The organism is Pseudomonas sp. 13159349, from assembly GCF_013305685.1.
Lineage (GTDB): Bacteria > Pseudomonadota > Gammaproteobacteria > Pseudomonadales > Pseudomonadaceae > Aquipseudomonas > Aquipseudomonas asiatica.
Window position 1 is genome coordinate 5,858,207 of record NZ_CP045553.1, and the last position, 16,372, is coordinate 5,874,578.

16 protein-coding genes are annotated in these 16,372 nt (G+C 62.9%); 5 read left to right on the forward strand and 11 right to left on the reverse strand.

Annotated elements, in window-relative coordinates; translation table 11 throughout:
• Nucleotides 1-5: 5 nt before the first annotated feature.
• The 4 genes from GEV38_RS26865 to GEV38_RS26880 all read right to left on the reverse strand — a co-directional run bounded on the left by GEV38_RS26865 (nucleotide 6) and on the right by GEV38_RS26880 (nucleotide 2,347).
• Nucleotides 6-380, reverse strand: a complete 375-nt coding sequence (locus tag GEV38_RS26865) for a hypothetical protein (RefSeq protein ID WP_015272342.1) — start codon at nucleotides 378-380, stop codon at nucleotides 6-8.
• 148 nt (nucleotides 381-528) lie between these two features.
• Entirely contained in the window at nucleotides 529-828 is a 300-nt protein-coding gene (locus tag GEV38_RS26870) for an HU family DNA-binding protein (RefSeq protein ID WP_013974808.1), read from the reverse strand.
• 186 nt (nucleotides 829-1,014) lie between these two features.
• Nucleotides 1,015-2,163: an NAD(P)/FAD-dependent oxidoreductase gene (locus GEV38_RS26875; protein ID WP_054572028.1), complete on the reverse strand. Its 1,149-nt coding sequence runs from the start codon at nucleotides 2,161-2,163 to the stop codon at nucleotides 1,015-1,017.
• Nucleotides 2,164-2,179: 16 nt separating this feature from the next.
• A complete protein-coding gene (locus tag GEV38_RS26880; protein WP_003253349.1) occupies nucleotides 2,180-2,347 on the reverse strand; it encodes a rubredoxin in 168 nt (55 codons plus the stop codon).
• 227 nt (nucleotides 2,348-2,574) lie between these two features.
• On the opposite strand from GEV38_RS26880, the gene GEV38_RS26885 reads away from it, so the two are divergent.
• Nucleotides 2,575-3,132: a chorismate lyase gene (locus GEV38_RS26885; protein ID WP_015272344.1), complete on the forward strand. Its 558-nt coding sequence runs from the start codon at nucleotides 2,575-2,577 to the stop codon at nucleotides 3,130-3,132.
• A complete protein-coding gene (ubiA, locus tag GEV38_RS26890; RefSeq protein ID WP_015272345.1) occupies nucleotides 3,132-4,022 on the forward strand; it encodes a 4-hydroxybenzoate octaprenyltransferase in 891 nt (296 codons plus the stop codon). The genes GEV38_RS26885 and ubiA overlap by 1 nt, the downstream gene beginning before the upstream one ends.
• 116 nt (nucleotides 4,023-4,138) lie before the next feature.
• Here the strand turns inward: ubiA and GEV38_RS26895 are convergent, their stop codons facing one another.
• A complete protein-coding gene (locus tag GEV38_RS26895; RefSeq protein WP_024087921.1) occupies nucleotides 4,139-4,510 on the reverse strand; it encodes a hypothetical protein in 372 nt (123 codons plus the stop codon).
• Between the two features lie 172 nt (nucleotides 4,511-4,682).
• Here GEV38_RS26895 and phoB point away from each other — a divergent pair, with 172 nt between their 5' ends.
• From phoB to GEV38_RS26910, 3 genes are all read left to right on the forward strand, one after another.
• On the forward strand, nucleotides 4,683-5,372 hold the full coding sequence (gene phoB / locus GEV38_RS26900; RefSeq protein ID WP_003253341.1) for a phosphate regulon transcriptional regulator PhoB: 690 nt from the start codon (nucleotides 4,683-4,685) through the stop codon (nucleotides 5,370-5,372).
• A gap of 48 nt (nucleotides 5,373-5,420) precedes the next feature.
• Entirely contained in the window at nucleotides 5,421-6,728 is a 1,308-nt protein-coding gene (gene phoR, locus GEV38_RS26905) for a phosphate regulon sensor histidine kinase PhoR (protein ID WP_015272347.1), read from the forward strand.
• Between the two features lie 218 nt (nucleotides 6,729-6,946).
• Entirely contained in the window at nucleotides 6,947-8,287 is a 1,341-nt protein-coding gene (locus GEV38_RS26910) for a hemolysin family protein (RefSeq protein WP_013974815.1), read from the forward strand.
• A gap of 33 nt (nucleotides 8,288-8,320) precedes the next feature.
• On the opposite strand, the gene GEV38_RS26915 is transcribed toward GEV38_RS26910, so the two are convergent.
• The 6 genes from GEV38_RS26915 to GEV38_RS26940 all read right to left on the reverse strand — a co-directional run bounded on the left by GEV38_RS26915 (nucleotide 8,321) and on the right by GEV38_RS26940 (nucleotide 16,240).
• Nucleotides 8,321-9,217, reverse strand: coding sequence for a M23 family metallopeptidase (locus tag GEV38_RS26915; protein ID WP_013974816.1), 897 nt, complete (start codon nucleotides 9,215-9,217; stop codon nucleotides 8,321-8,323).
• Between the two features lie 239 nt (nucleotides 9,218-9,456).
• Nucleotides 9,457-10,359 (reverse strand): response regulator, encoded by a 903-nt coding sequence (locus GEV38_RS26920; protein WP_054572029.1) that lies wholly within the window; start codon nucleotides 10,357-10,359, stop codon nucleotides 9,457-9,459.
• Nucleotides 10,360-10,523: 164 nt separating this feature from the next.
• Nucleotides 10,524-11,294 carry a phosphate signaling complex protein PhoU gene (gene phoU, locus GEV38_RS26925; RefSeq protein ID WP_013974818.1) on the reverse strand — a complete coding sequence of 257 codons (771 nt, stop codon included), beginning with the start codon at nucleotides 11,292-11,294 and terminating at the stop codon, nucleotides 10,524-10,526.
• Between the two features lie 63 nt (nucleotides 11,295-11,357).
• Nucleotides 11,358-12,191 (reverse strand): phosphate ABC transporter ATP-binding protein PstB, encoded by an 834-nt coding sequence (gene pstB / locus GEV38_RS26930; protein WP_003258171.1) that lies wholly within the window; start codon nucleotides 12,189-12,191, stop codon nucleotides 11,358-11,360.
• Between the two features lie 72 nt (nucleotides 12,192-12,263).
• On the reverse strand, nucleotides 12,264-13,880 hold the full coding sequence (gene pstA / locus GEV38_RS26935) for a phosphate ABC transporter permease PstA (RefSeq protein ID WP_170976287.1): 1,617 nt from the start codon (nucleotides 13,878-13,880) through the stop codon (nucleotides 12,264-12,266).
• Nucleotides 13,881-13,951: 71 nt separating this feature from the next.
• Nucleotides 13,952-16,240: an ABC transporter permease subunit gene (locus GEV38_RS26940; RefSeq protein ID WP_015272350.1), complete on the reverse strand. Its 2,289-nt coding sequence runs from the start codon at nucleotides 16,238-16,240 to the stop codon at nucleotides 13,952-13,954.
• Nucleotides 16,241-16,372 lie beyond the last annotated feature (132 nt).

Sequence of the window (16,372 nt, forward strand, 5' to 3'; positions counted from 1 at the left end):
CAATTTCAGGCCTTCTTCTTCGGCTTCAGGTACTTCATCAACCCCTGGAACCACATCACCAGCGCCGGGTTGCCCTTGATCTGGATGTGCTTGTCCTGAATCCCCTGCATGAACGCCAACTGCTTGTTACCTGCCTGCATGGTGGTGAAGCCATAGGCGGCGTCCTTGAAGGCAATGGCGAACGCTGGCTGCGGGTGCGCACCGCCTTTGCTGCTGACGCGTTCGTTGTTGACTATGAAGTGCCGGGCGACCTTGCCGTCCAGGGTCTGCATCTGGAACACCAGGTCCTTGCCCTTGAGCTGCTGCTGGAACGCCGGGTTGTTGCGGCTGGCCCTGGCCATCAACAGCCCCATGGCCCAGAGAAGAAAGCGGAACTTCATCAACGCGCCTCGAATTAAAAGTGACTAAGGCGCGCAGTCTATCCTTTTCCAGAACTATTTATGCAAGTTCGAAACATTTTGCCTGCAGAAAGCACAACGGGCGCCCTGGGGCGCCCGCTTGGCTGACACTGGAGTTGTCAGGGAGCGATCACTTGCCTTTCTTGGCCGGCTTGACGGGGGCGTTGACGCTGTCGCGCAGGTTCTTGCCTGGCTTGAAAGCCACGGTATTGCTGGCCTTGATCTTGACCGGTTCACCGGTTTGCGGGTTCTTGCCGGTACGCGCACCGCGATGACGTTTTTCGAAGGTGCCGAAACCGACCAGGGTCACGGTGTCCTTGTCCAGGGCACCCGTGATGCTGTCGAGAATCGCGTTCAAAACCTGATTGGCCTTTTCCTTGGTCAGATCGGCCTTTTCGGCGATGACGGCGGCGAGTTCTGGTTTGCGCATAGTGAAGCCTCTTTGACGGAATTCTTGTTGTTATGCCGTGCTGCCCTGGGAGCAGCGCTCAAGGCACCGCAGGCTCTAATCTGCGGCAGACGGAAGTGAGGATGGCACGTGCACAGGGGCCGCGCCAGTATCTGGGCGGCCATTGTGCAAGCAACAACAGGATAAATCCGACAGAACGCCAGCTATTTACGCCATCACGGCCGGCAGCTGGCGATTCAGGGCCAGCTTTTCCATCACGGCCGCCCCGGTGAGGGCGTAGCCCAGCAGCTTGCCCTCTGCATCAAGGCAGAGCACCTTGAGGTCACTGCCCTGCCCCTCTACCTGCCAGGTGCCTTCGTGGCCCTGGGGCGGCGGCGAGACCACCAGCGGGCAGGCCGGGGTTTTCACGGTGATCGGCATCGGCCCGTAGGCGACCGTTGTCGGCTTGCCGGCCAGGGTTTGCGCCAGGGCCCGGGCACAGCTCATCAGCGGCATCACATAAAGCAGGTTGATGCCATCGACTTCGGCACAGTCGCCAAGGGCAAAGATATTGGCGTGGGACGTGCGCAACTGGCGGTCCACGCAAACGCCGCGGTTGGTCTGCAGGCCAGCAGCGGCAGCCAGGTCGGTGCGCGGGCGCAGGCCGATGGCCGAAACCACCAGGTCGCAGGCGATCACGCTGCCGTCGGACAAGTGCGCCTCCAGGCCCTGCGCCACCTGCTGCAGGCGGGTCAGTACCGGGCCGAGGTGAAAGCGCACGCCCAGGCCTTCCAGCCCGGCCTGCAGGGCAGTGGCAGCAGCCGGGTGCAGCAGGGTCGGCATGACTTGCTCGCACGGCGCCACCACGTCGACCTGGAAGCCGCCCAGGCTCATGTCGTTGGCGAATTCGCAGCCGATCAGGCCGGCACCGAGGATCAGCACACGCTGTTTGCCGACGGCGGCGGCACGGAAGCGCGCGTAGCCTTCCAGATCGTTGATCGGGAACACCCGATCGCCGCCATCACCTTCGATCGGCACCTGCACCGTCTGCGCACCCCAGGCCAGCACCAGATCGCGGTATTCCACCGCCTCTTCACCTATCCACAAGCGCTTGTGGCCCGGGTCGATGCCGCTGATGCGGGTATGGGTGCGAATCTCGGCATTCAGTTGCTCGGCCATGGCGCCCGGCTCGGCCATGCACAGGCCGTCGGCGTCCTTCTGCTTGGCAAAGCCGGTGGACAGCATGGGCTTGGAGTAGGAACGACCGTCATCGGCGGTGATCAGCAGCAGCGGCGTCTGCGCATCGAGCTTGCGAAATTCACGGGCCAGGTTGTAGCCCGCAAGGCCGGTACCGATGATTACCACAGGGGACGTCATGTCGTGCTTTCCTCGATTAGCCGATGGAGATCATTTCAAAGTCGCTCTTGCCCACGCCGCAGTCGGGGCACAGCCAGTCTTCAGGCACGTCTTCCCAGCGTGTGCCGGGGGCGATGCCGTCGTCGGGCCAGCCTTCGGCTTCGTCGTAGATCAGGCCACAGACAATACATTGCCACTTCTTCATCAGGTCTTTCTCCTCGGTTCAAGCTGGAGCTTTGTGTTGCTGCCGATGGCCTCTTTGCGGGTGAACCCGCTCCTACAGCGACCGCGTAGCCTGTGGGACCGGGTTTACCCGCGACGAAGCCTGCGCGCAATTCGTGGGGCTTTGTAGCGGCCCTGTCAGCAGTATGCAAGCAGTCCGGGCAATCATGCTAAGCTCGCCGCCTCTCTGGTTGTAACAAGCAGACCGACGTGTCGTACGAATCCCCGCAAGCAGCCGCTGTCGCGTGGCTGCCGTATTCACGGCTGGCGACCGACATCGACCAGCCCACCCTTGACTGGCTGTTCGACGAGGGCTCGCTGACCCGTCGCCTGACCCGCCTGTCCAACGACCACTTCTCCGTTACCCCGCTGTTCGAGGGCTGGCAACCGCTGCGCGATGACGAATGCCAGGCACTGGGCATCGCAGCCGGTGCCGAAGGCTGGGTGCGCGAGGTATACCTGCGCGGCCATGGCCAACCCTGGGTGTTCGCCCGCAGCGTCGCCAGCCGCAGCGCCCTGGAGCGCGGCGGGCTGGACCTTGAAACCTTGGGCAGCCGTTCGCTGGGCGAGTTGCTGTTCTGCGACCAGGCATTCATCCGCCACCCCATCGAGGTGTGCAGTTATCCACAGGCCTGGCTGCCGAGCGAGGCCGCCCATACTGCGCTGTGGGGCCGCCGGTCGCGCTTCGAACGTGGCGGCCTGGACCTGCTGGTGGCAGAGGTGTTTCTGCCGGCATTGTGGCAAGCGGCCAAGGAGGAAAACCGCTGATGTACCTGCAACTGCTGAAGTCTCTCAACCGCCTGCACCCACGGGCCTGGGACTTTGTCCAGCTCAGCCGCATGGACCGGCCAATTGGTATCTACCTGCTGCTGTGGCCGACCTTGTCGGCGGTGTGGATTGCTGGCAACGGTTCACCAACCCTGGCCAACGTGCTGATCTTTGGCCTCGGTGTGGTGTTGATGCGCGCCGCAGGTTGCTGCATCAACGACTTTGCCGACCGCAAGGTGGACGGCCACGTCAAACGCACCGCCGACCGCCCCCTGGCCAGCGGCCGGGTCCGCCCGCGCGAAGCATTGGCGCTGTTCGCCATCCTGGTCGGAGTGAGCTTCCTGCTGGTGCTGTGCACCAACAGCCGCACGGTGTGGCTGTCGTTCGGTGCGGTAGCTCTGGCGTTCTGCTACCCGTTCATGAAGCGCTACACCTATTACCCGCAGGTGGTGCTGGGGGCGGCGTATTCCTGGGGCATTCCCATGGCCTTCACCGCAGCGGGTGGCGAGCTGCCGGCCAGCGCCTGGCTGCTGTATATCGCCAACCTGCTGTGGACGGTGGGCTACGACACCTACTACGCCATGGTCGACCGTGATGACGACCTGAAGATTGGCGTGAAGTCGACCGCCATCCTGTTCGGCGATGCCGACCGCACCATCATCCTGACCTTGCAGCTGCTATCGCTGGGCTGCCTGTTGCTGGCCGGCAGCCGCTTCGAGCTGGGTGGCTGGTTCCACCTGGGGCTGCTGGGCGCGGCGGCGTGCTTTGCCTGGGAGTACTGGTCGACGCGCAAGCTGGACCGGGAGTCGTGCTTCAAGGCGTTTCTGCACAATCACTGGGCGGGGATGCTGGTGTTTATCGGGGTGGTGCTGGATTACGCACTGCGCTGAATATTCTGGGGCTGCCTTGCAGCCCATCGCGACACAAGGCCGCTCCTACAGGGTATCGCGCATTCCTGTAGGAGCGGCCTTGTGTCGCGATGGGCCGCAAAGCGGCCCCGGCAATCTCAAGGCTTGGCAACGTGCCAGACGTCCTTCATGCCGTCACCGGTCATGTCGCCGGCCTTTTTGTCCTTGATGAAGGTGTACAGCGGCTTGCCGTCATAGGCCCACTGCTTGCTGCCATCATCGCGCATCACTACTGTCCACTTGTCCTTGGCCGGTTCGTCATTGGCCTTGACCATCAGCGGCGGCCAGTTCTTGGCGCATTCGCCATTGCACATCGACTTGCCGCCCGCATCCTTGTCGAAGGTGTACAGGGTCATGCCGGCATGATCGACCAACATGCCGCCCTTCTCCATCGCATGGTCGGCCAAGGCCACCCCCGGGAGCGCCAGCGCAGTGAAAAGGGCCATCCAGCTCAGCGTTTGTCGTGTCATTGGATTCACCATTGTTTCGGGGGGATTGGGTTCAAGTTGCCGCAACCACGGCCCTTTCAAGCCTAGTTCAGTCACGGAATGTCGCCAGAACGGCCAACACCCTGTCACACAGCTGCAATAATTCCGTTATCTAATGCGGGCCAAGACACCGTATCCAGGAGAGGTTTTGAGCATGGTTGGCAGGAACATTCTGATCGTCGACGACGAAGCACCAATTCGCGAGATGATCGCCGTTGCCCTGGAAATGGCCGGCTATGACTGCCTGGAAGCGGAAAATTCCCAACAGGCCCACGCGATCATCGTCGACCGCAAACCGGACCTGATACTGCTCGACTGGATGCTGCCGGGCACCTCCGGCATCGAGTTGGCCCGCCGCCTCAAGCGCGACGAGCTGACCGGCGACATCCCGATCATCATGCTCACCGCCAAGGGTGAAGAGGACAACAAGATCCAAGGCCTGGAAGTGGGTGCCGACGACTACATCACCAAGCCGTTCTCACCACGCGAGCTGGTCGCCCGCCTGAAAGCCGTGCTGCGCCGCACCGGCCCGAGCGACAGCGAGGCACCGATCGAAGTCGGTGGCCTGCTGCTCGACCCGATCAGCCACCGCGTGACCATCGACGGCAAGCCAGCCGAGATGGGCCCTACCGAATACCGCCTGCTGCAGTTCTTCATGACCCACCAGGAGCGCGCCTACACCCGTGGCCAACTGCTGGACCAGGTATGGGGCGGTAACGTCTATGTCGAGGAACGCACCGTCGACGTACACATCCGCCGCCTGCGCAAGGCGCTGGGTGAAGCCTACGAAAATCTGGTACAAACCGTCCGGGGCACCGGCTACCGCTTCTCGACCAAGAGCTGATCGAGCTGAAAGGCGCCAAGCTGCACGTCGTTGTACAAGGACCGTCAATTGAACCAGAACTGGCACGCGACCCTGATTCGCCACCTGCTACTGCTGATTACCGTCTGCCTGATCGGTGGGCTGCTCAGTGGCTACTATGGCTGGAGCCTGGCCATCGGCCTGGCGCTCTACCTGGGCTGGACCCTCAAGCAACTGCTGCGCCTGCATGACTGGCTGCGCAACCACCAACCCGACGAAGCACCGCCCGATGGCTACGGGCTGTGGGGCGAGGTGTTCGACAGCATCTACCACTTGCAACGCCGCGACCAGCGTGTACGCGGCCGCCTGCAGGCGGTGATCGACAGGGTGCAGGAGTCTACTGCCGCACTGCGAGACGCAGTGATCATGCTCGACAGCGATGGCAACCTGGAATGGTGGAACCGCGCCGCCGAGACCCTGCTGGGCTTCAAGACCCCACAGGACGGCGGCCAGCAGGTGACCAACCTGGTGCGCCACCCGCGCTTCAAGGAGTACTTCGAGGCAGGAAACTACCTCGAGCCGCTGGAAATCCCTTCGCCGATCAACGACCGCATGCGCGTGCAGTTGCACATCACCCGCTACGGCAACAACGAGCACCTGATGCTGGTGCGCGACGTTACCCGCATCCACCAGCTGGAGCAGATGCGCAAGGACTTCGTCGCCAACGTGTCCCACGAGCTGCGCACGCCGCTGACGGTCATCACCGGCTACCTGGAAACCCTGCTGGACAACGTCGAGGACGTGAACCCGCGCTGGAGCCGAGCCCTGCAACAGATGAGCCAGCAAGGCTCACGCATGCAGACACTGCTCAACGACCTGTTGCTGCTGGCCAAGCTTGAGGCCACCGACTATCCGTCGGACAACCACCCGGTGGCGGTCGATGCCTTGCTCTGCGCGATCAAGAACGACGCCCAGGCTCTGTCCGGGCCCCGCAAACAGCGCATCACCCTTGAAGCCGCGCCCGGTGTGCAGTTGAAGGGCAGCGAGTCAGAGCTGCGCAGTGCCTTTTCCAACCTGGTGTTCAACGCGGTCAAGTACACCCAGGACGAAGGCAGCATCCGGATTCGCTGGTGGGCCGATGCCCAGGGCGCACACCTGTCGGTGCAGGACTCGGGGGTGGGCATCGATGCCAAGCACCTGCCACGTCTGACCGAGCGCTTCTACCGGGTCGACTCCAGCCGTGCGTCGAATACCGGGGGCACCGGGCTGGGGCTGGCGATCGTCAAGCATGTGCTGATGCGCCACCGCGGCAAGCTGGAGATCAGCAGCGTGCCGGGGCATGGCAGTACGTTTACCTGTCACTTCGCGCCGGCACAATTGGCCAACGGCAAGGCTTGAGGGCCTCGGGGGCTGCTTTGCAGCCCATCGCGACACAAGGCCGCTCCTACACGGGATCGCGGAGCGGCCTTGTGTCGCGATGGGGCGCAAAGCGCCCCCAAAGAATCCATCGCCCTTTGCTTTTACGGTCCCAGCCGCTACATTGGACCCCCTGTGCCAGCAAGAGCTGGCACTTTTTTTCTCTCTATCTCGAAGACGGACCCCGTAAAAACTCCATCATGGACCCTTCCCCTGGTATCAGCCTCACCTCGTTATTCGCCGATTTCGGCATGATCATCTTTGCCTTGCTCCTGGTGCTGCTCAACGGCTTCTTCGTTGCCGCCGAGTTCGCCATGGTCAAGCTGCGCGCTACCCGCGTCGAGTCCATCGCCGAGTTGCATGGCTGGCGTGGCAGCATCCTGCGCAAAGTACACAACCAGCTCGACGCCTACCTGTCGGCCTGCCAGCTGGGGATCACCCTCGCCTCGCTGGGCCTGGGCTGGGTCGGTGAACCGGCGTTCGCCCACCTGCTCGAGCCGCTGCTGGCATACCTTGGCGTGGACACGCCCGAGCTGATCAAAGCGATCTCGTTCTTCGTCGCCTTCTTCGTCATTTCGTACCTGCACATCGTGGTCGGTGAGCTGGCGCCCAAGTCCTGGGCCATCCGCAAGCCAGAACTGCTGTCGCTGTGGACCGCCGTGCCGCTGTACCTGTTCTACTGGGTGATGTACCCGGCCATCTACCTGCTCAATGCCAGCGCCAACACCATCCTGCGCATTGCTGGCCAGGGCGAGCCCGGCCCGCATCACGAGCACCACTACAGCCGTGAAGAACTCAAGCTGATCCTGCACTCCAGCCGTGGCCAGGACCCGAGCGACCAGGGCATGCGCGTGCTGGCCTCGGCCGTGGAAATGGGCGAGCTGGAGGTGGTCGACTGGGCCAACTCGCGCGAGGACATGGTCAGCATCGACGCCCATGCGCCGTTGAAGCAGATCCTGGCGCTGGTGCGCCGCCACAAGTTCAGCCGCTACCCGGTGTACGACGCCGAGCGTGAGGAGTTCACCGGCCTGCTGCATATCAAGGACCTGCTGCTGGAACTGGCCGAACTCGAGCACCTGCCCGAAACCATCGACCTCGACGACCTGGCCAGGCCGCTGGAGCGCGTGTCGCGGCACATGCCCCTGGCGCAATTGCTGGAGCAGTTCCGCAAGGGCGGCGCGCACTTCGTGCTGGTGGAGGAAGCCGATGGCAAGGTGATTGGCTACCTGACCATGGAAGATGTGCTGGAAGTGCTGGTAGGTGACATCCAGGACGAGCACCGCAAGACCGAGCGCGGCATCCTCGCCTACCAGCCGGGCAAGCTGCTGGTGCGTGGCGACACGCCGCTGTTCAAGGTCGAGCGCCTGCTGGGCGTCGACCTTGACCATATCGAGGCGGAAACCCTCGCGGGGCTGGTCTACGAGACACTCAAGCGCGTGCCTGAAGAAGAGGAAGTGCTGGAGGTCGAAGGGCTGCGCATCATCATCAAGAAGATGAAAGGGCCGAAGATCGTGCTGGCCAAGGTGCTCAAGCTGGATTGAGGGCCAGGGGGCTGCAAAGCAGCCCCAAAAATCTCAGGGGTTACCCGCGGTAAAGTCAGGCAACCCACCAATCGGCCTGTCGAACCGATAAGGTATCGACTCCAGCGCCAACCCCACATTGCGCTGTACTACGAAATGCAGGTGCGGCCCGGTGCTGTTGCCGGTATTGCCCGACTTGGCCAACATCTGCCCCTGCCGCACCCGTTGCCCCTCTGCCACCACCACCGAACCGCGCATCAGGTGCAGGTACACACCCATGGTACCGTCCGGGTGCAGGATCCTGACGAAATTGCCCGAGGGGTTGGGGCCGCGCCCGCTCTGGCTGTTCTCCGTCTTCACCACCACCCCTTCCCGCGCCGCGATGATGGTGGTGCCTTCGGGCATGGCGATGTCCATGGCGTAACGCCCCTTGGGCCCAAAATGACTGACCCGGCCATTGGGGCCCTGGGTCACGCGGAACGGCCCGCCAATCCAGGGGAATGCATAGCGGAAGCCCTGGGGCCGCTTGCCCGGGTCGCCCATGGCCTGTAGCAGGGTCGAGCGGTAGTTCAGCAGCATCCCGGGGCGCCCCCTGAGCACGCTGAGCATTTGCGTGGTGCGCGGCGGCAGTACCCGGCGCACGGTACGCGGGGCATTGCCACCTTGTGCGTTCACCAGGTTGTCCAGGCGCAACTCCACCTCCACTGGCACGTGTAGCTGGTTGCGGGCCGAAAAGCTCACGCCGCCGTTGAAGGTTATCGCGTTCAGCAGAACCTGGCCTTCGGGCACCTCGACCATAGGTACGCGCCGCACAAAGGTTTTGGCACCGGGGCCGGGCCGGTCGGAATAGGAGGTCACACGGCCATCATCGGTGATCTCGTAAATAGTCATGCCCAGGCTCGACGCCGAGGCCATGAGCAATGCACAGAACAGCAGCAGGCGGGCGGGCATGATAGTGGCTTTTTGACAGTTATGATTTGTCGAAGCCTAGCAGGGGGTTTTGCGGCGGGTATGACAGTTGGTCGGATGGCCCTGGGGTGCGCAGTTTTTTGTAGGAGCAGCCTTGTGCTGCGAATGGGCTGCAAAGCAGCCCCGGCAATGCTTGCGGCGGCATTCATGCCTGGGGGCTGCTCCGCAGCCCATTCGCAGCACAAGGCTGCTCCCACAAAAAATGCGGTGTGAGACTGGGATCAGGCACCAGGGGTAAAGTGCTTCTGCGCCGTCCCGCGGGCAATCAGCCGCGACAGGTAGTCGAGCTTCTGGGCATCCTGATCGACGAACTTGAAGGTCAGTTGCAACCAATCGCTGTCGGGCTTGGGCTCAAGTGCCGCGACGGCATGCAGGTAGCCGTTCAGGCGCGCGATTTCGGCGTTCTCGCCCTGCTCCAGGTCCAGCACCGCGCCTTCCAGCACCTGTGGCAGCGCTTCGCCACGGCGCACCACCAGCAGCGCCTCTTTCAGGCTCAGCGCCTTGATCACGCACGGCTGCATGCCGCCGGCCAGGCGCAACTGGCCCTGGCCACGGCCGGTCGGCGCAGGAGCGGCGGGCCGGGGGGCATTGGCCACTGGCCTGGCGGGTGCGGTTGCGGGTACCGGAGCTGGCGCCGCGACCTTCACCGCTTCAGGCTTGCCGGCTGTCAGCGCATTCAGCGAGTCATTGGCGAATGCCGAGTTGACCCGTGCCGGGCCGCTGGACATCAGGCTGTCGAGCTTGCCGATCTTGGTCAGGGCCTTTTTCACCTTGGTCAGCAACTGCTCGTTGGTGAACGGCTTGCCGACAAAATCGGAAACGCCCGCCTGAATCGCCTGGATGACGTTTTCCTTGTCGCCACGGCTGGTCACCATGATGAATTGCAGGTTCTTCAACTCAGGCTGCTGGCGGCACCAGGTGAGCAGTTCCAGGCCGGACATTTCCGGCATTTCCCAGTCGCACAGAACCAGGTCGAACGCTTCCTTGCCCAGCATGGCCATTGCCTTGCGACCGTTGACGGCGTCGTCGATGGACATGCCCGGGAAGGCATTGCGCAGGCATTTGCGGACCAGATCACGGATAAACGGGGCGTCATCCACGACCAGCACATTCACTTTACTCATCGATACTCCTTCTGAATCCCGACTAGCCTACCGCCGAATAATGGCCACTTGCTACAACCTGGTCACGCCGGGACTTCTTCACATCGTTCGCGGGTGCCTGCCGGCTCCTCGACCGCAAACGAAAACGCCCGGCCAAGGCCGGGCGTCGATGCTCGGGAGCAACCTTACTTATCGTCAGGTTCAGCCGGAACATTAGCGTTTTCGCCGTCGGAAACAGCAGTGCCTTGCACTTCTGCCGTCATGCGCTTGAGGCCCATGTGACGCACGTCGGTGCCGCGCACCAGATAGATCACCAGCTCGGAGATATTGCGCGCATGGTCGCCGATACGCTCCAGCGAACGCAGGACCCAGATCACGCTCAGTACTCGCGAGATCGAGCGCGGGTCTTCCATCATGTAGGTCACCAGCTCACGCAGGGCGGTCTTGTATTCGCGGTCGATGGTCTTGTCGTACTGGGCCACCGACAGTGCCAGGTCGGCGTCGAAGCGGGCAAAGGCGTCCAGCGCGTCACGGACCATGTTGCGTACCTGGTCGCCGATGTGGCGCACCTCGACATAGCCGCGCGGTGACTCGCCTTCCTCGCACAGCTGGATGGCGCGGCGGGCGATCTTGGTCGACTCGTCACCGATGCGCTCCAGGTCAATCACCGACTTGGAGATGCTGATGATCAGACGCAGGTCGGAGGCCGCCGGCTGACGACGGGCGAGGATGCGCAGGCACTCCTCGTCGATGTTGCGCTCCATCTGGTTGATCTGCTCGTCGACTTCGCGCACTTGCTGGGCCAGGCCCGAGTCGGCTTCGATCAGCGCAGTGACTGCGTCGTTGACCTGTTTTTCGACCAGGCCGCCCATGGCCAGCAGGTGGCTACGCACCTCTTCGAGCTCGGCGTTGAACTGCTGGGAAATGTGATGCGTAAGGCTTTCTTTGTTGATCATCGTTCGCTCCGCGAAGAAGCTGCAAGCTTCAAGTAGTTCGTGTCGTGCCCTGGCTGGCCAGGCTTAGCCGTAGCGACCGGTGATGTAATCTTCGGTCTGTTTCTTCGCCGGGTTGGTGAACAGGGTGTCGGTATCCCCGAATTCGACCAGTTTGCCCATGTACATGAACGCGGTGTAGTCCGAAACACGGGCCGCCTGCTGCATGTTGTGGGTCACGATGACGATGGTGTACTTGGATTTCAATTCGTAGATCAGTTCCTCGACTTTCAGGGTCGAGATCGGGTCCAGTGCCGAGCACGGTTCGTCGAGCAGCAGCACTTCCGGCTCCACGGCGATGGTGCGGGCGATGACCAGACGCTGCTGCTGGCCACCGGACAGGCCCAGTGCCGAATCGTGCAGGCGGTCCTTGACCTCGTCCCACAGTGCCGCGCCCTTCAGCGCCCATTCGACCGCTTCGTCCAGCACGCGCTTCTTGTTGATGCCCTGGATCCGCAGGCCGTAGACCACGTTTTCGTAGATGGTCTTTGGGAACGGGTTGGGCTTCTGGAACACCATGCCCACACGACGGCGCAGCTCGGCCACGTCTTCGCCCTTGCGGTAGATGTTATTGCCATACAGGTTGATGGCGCCTTCCACGCGGCAACCATCAACCAGATCGTTCATGCGGTTGAAGGTGCGCAGCAGGGTCGACTTGCCGCAGCCGGACGGGCCGATAAAGGCGGTCACGCGCTGCTTGGGAATGTTCATCTGCACATCGAACAGCGCTTGTTTGTCACCGTAGAACAGGCTCAGGCCCGGCACTTCGATGGCTACGGTTTCTTCGGCCAGGCGCAGGCTCTGCTTGTCGCGGCCCAGGGCAGACATGTCGATGCCGTGGGTATGGGATTCTTGCTGCATGGTCAACTCCATACGCTAACAATTCGTTTCTAAGGGCCGCCCGTTTAACGGGCGGCACGCTTGCAATCAGGATCAGCTGTCGAGGGCCTTGTACTTCTCGCGCAGGTGGTTACGGATCCACACGGCCGAGAGGTTGAGGGCCGCGATCACCAGCACCAGCAGCAACGCCGTGGCGTATACCAGCGGCCGCGCGGCTTCTACGTTGGGGCTCTGGAAGCCGACGTCATAGATATGGAAGCCCAGGTGCATGATCTTCTGGTCCAGGTGCAGGTACGGGTAGTTCCCGTCCACCGGCAGGGATGGAGCCAGCTTTACCACACCCACCAGCATCAGCGGCGCCACTTCACCGGCGGCGCGGGCCACGGCGAGGATCATGCCGGTCATCATCGCCGGGCTGGCCATCGGCAGGACGATCTTCCACAGGGTTTCGGCCTTGGTAGCGCCCAGGGCCAGCGAGCCTTCGCGCACGGTGCGCGGGATACGCGCCAGGCCTTCCTCGGTGGCCACGATCACCACCGGCACGGCCAGCAGCGCCAGGGTCAGCGATGCCCACAACAGGCCTGGGGTACCCAGGGTTGGCGCCGGCAGTGCTTCGGGGAAGAACAGGCGGTCGATCGAGCCACCCAGCACGTAGACGAAGAAGCCCAAGCCGAACACGCCGTAGACGATCGCCGGCACACCCGCCAGGTTGTTCACCGCGATGCGGATCAAGCGGGTCACCGGGCCCTGTCTGGCGTATTCGCGCAGGTACACGGCAGCCAGCACACCGAACGGGGTGACGATCACGGCCATGATCAGGGTCATCATCACGGTACCGAAGATGGCCGGGAAGATACCGCCCTCAGTGTTGGCTTCACGCGGGTCATCGCTGAGGAACTCCCAGACCTTGGTAAAGTAGGTGCCCAGCTTGGTGAACCCCGACATGGCGTTAGGCTGGATGGCGTGCACCACCTTGCTGAGGTTGATTTCCACTTCACGGCCGTTGCCATCACGGGCCACCAGGCTGTCGCGGGCGAAGGCCTGGTGCAGACCGGCCAGGCGGTCTTCGATAGCCTTGTAGCGACTGTTCAGCTCGGCGCGCTCGGCGTCCATATCGGCCTGGGCGGCGGCGTCCAGCTTGCCGTCCAGCTCCAGCTTGCGCGCTTGCAGACGCAGGCGCTCGAGGCCATGGTTGATGGCGCCGATGTCTTTCTTTTCGAGGCTTTGCAGTTCGCTGTTGAGCTGGTTGGCGCGCTTGAGGCGGGCCTGCAGCTCGGCCCAGGCCGCAGCGCCTTCGGCGACCACGCGGCCTTCTTCCTTGACGCTGACCAGGTAACCGTAGAAGTTGCCCCACTCGCGGCGCTCCAGGGCGACCAGGTCGGTCGGGTGCCTTTCGTCGACCAGCCAGTCGCCGACCACCCAGGTGAAGTCGCTGCCGTTGAGGTCGCGGTTGCCCACCTTGATCAGCTCACGGGTCATGAACTCCGGGCCTTGGTCAGGCACTGGCAGGCCAGCGCCCTTCAGGCGGGCACGGGGTACTTCTTCCTTTTGCACCACTTCGCCAATGACGACATGGTCGGCCTGGCCCGGCACCTTGTAGGTAGCCTGGACAAGATCGGCCGGCCAGAAGTGGCCCAGGCCGCGCACGGCAATCACCGCCAGCAGGCCAACGGTCATGATCACTGCCATGGCCACCGCGCCGCCGCTCATCCAGACGCCTGGGGCGCCGCTCTTGAACCAGCCTTTGAGGGAATCCTTTTTCACGGATCGCTACCTTTCTATCAAAGCGACGAGTATTTCTTGCGCAGACGCTGGCGAATCAGCTCGGCCAAGGTGTTCATGATGAAGGTGAACATCAGCAGCACCAGCGCGGCCAGGAACAGCACGCGGTAGTGGCTGCCGCCGACTTCCGATTCCGGCATTTCCACCGCCACGTTGGCGGCCAGGGTGCGCATGCCCTCGAACAGGTTCAGCTCCATCACCGGGGTGTTGCCGGTGGCCATCAGCACGATCATGGTCTCGCCCACCGCACGGCCCATGCCGATCATCAGCGCCGAGAATATACCTGGGCTGGCGGTGAGGATGACCACGCGGGTCAGGGTCTGCCAGGGCGTCGCACCCAGCGCCAGGGAGCCCAGGGTCAGGCTGCGCGGCACACTGAACACGGCGTCTTCGGCGATGGAGTAGATGTTCGGGATGACCGCGAAGCCCATGGCGATACCCACGACCAGGGCATTGCGCTGGTCGTAGGTTATCCCCAGGTCGTTGGTGATCCACAGGCGCATGTCACCGCCAAAGAACCAGTTCTCGAGGTGCGGGCTCATGGTCAGGGCGAACCACCCGGTGAACAGGATGACCGGGATCAGGATCGCCGCTTCCCAGCCATCCGGGATACGCAGGCGAATCGACTCGGGCAGGCGGGTCCAGGCGAAGCCGGCCAGCAGGATACCGAGCGGCATCAGCAGGAACAGGCTGAACACGCCCGGCAGGTGGCCTTCCAGATACGGGGCCAGGAACAGGCCGGCGAAGAAGCCGAGGATCACCGTCGGCATCGCTTCCATCAGTTCGATCACCGGCTTGACCTTGCGGCGCATGCCCGGGGCCATGAAGTAGGCAGTGTAGATGGCCGCGGCAATCGCCAGCGGGGCCGCCAGGATCATGGCGTAGAACGCAGCCTTGAGGGTACCGAAGGTTAGCGGCGACAGGCTCAGTTTGGGCTCGAAGTCGGTGTTCGAAGCGGTCGATTGCCAGACGTATTTCGGCTCGTCGTAGTTCTCGTACCACACCTTGCCCCACAGCGCGCTGAAGGAAATTTCCGGGTGCGGGTTGCGCAGGCTAAGTGGCAGCAGCTTGCCACCTTCCTCGATGATGATGCGGTTGGCACGTGGCGACAGGGCCAGGATGCCTGGGCCTTCGGCGGCCGGCTCGACCAGCAGGGTACGGTGCGCGGTGCTGTGGAACACGCCCAGCTCGCCTGCGGCGTCGAGGGCCACGAAGCCCTTGCGACGCTCTTCGGCGTCGATCTGCACGACTGCGGCCTTGCCCATCTGGAAAGTGCGGATCAGCTTGAAGCGCGATTCACCATCCGGGTCACGGGCCATGAACCACTGGGCCAGGCCGCCCTTGGAATCACCGATGATCAGCGAGATGCCGCCGACCAGCTGGGCGGTGGCGGTAATTTCGGTGTCGGCGCTTTCAGACAGTTTGTAGCGGCCGTTGAGGCTCTTGTCGCGCAGGTTGAACACGTCCGCGGTGGCACGGCCGTTGATCACGTACAGCCACTGCTGACGCGGGTCGATGAAGATGTTCTTCACCGTTTCGGTCATCTGCGGCAGTTCGATGCGGTTCTGCTCGGTCGTGACCTCTTCGGTCATCATGTTCTCGGTGCGGGTCAACTCGACCACCTGCAGGTGCGCGCCGGTGGAAGCAGCCAGCAGCAGGGTGTCGCCATTGACGTTTACGCTGACATGATCCAGCGCACGCCCCTGCTCGTCGAGCACGAACGGCTGCTCGCCGTACGGGTAGTCGATGCCGGGGGCGATGGTTTTCTTGTTGTCCGGGTAGGTGATCTTGTAGGTGTGGTGAAACACCAGCGCCTGGCCATTGGACAAGCCCAGCACCACCAGCGGGCTACCCGGCTGGTCGGCACTGATCGAAGTGACCTGGGTGCCTGCCGGCAGTGGCAGGTCGACACGCTTGAGCTCGTTACCGGTCTTGGTATCGAAGAACAGTGCCTGGCCCTTGTCCGAAACACGCATGCCCACCAGGTTCTGCTCTTCAAGCGCGATCATCAGCGGCTTGCCGGCATCCTGTTGCAGCCAGGTCGGCTCCAGGGCTTTTTTGCTGGTCAGCTCGGCCCCCTGGAACAGCGGCAGCACCACATAGGCCAGATAGAAGAAGATCAGGGTGATAGCCGCCAATACGGCAAGCCCGCCTACCAGTACATACCAGCGGGTCAGGCGGTCCTTTAGCGCGCGCATGCGGCGCTTGCGTTGCAACTCCGGCGTATTGAAATCAATCCGCACGGGCTGGGAGTTTTGGGTCATGTTGGAATTGGCCAGATCATTCATGCGCACACCCTAGCGGTCCCGTGTGACAAAAACATTACAAAGTGGTGACGCACGAAAGCCCGCCGCACAGGAAACCTGGCTTCGGACTGGAGCTTCGTGGAAGAGGCCGGGCATCAGCGCCGGCCTCCCCTT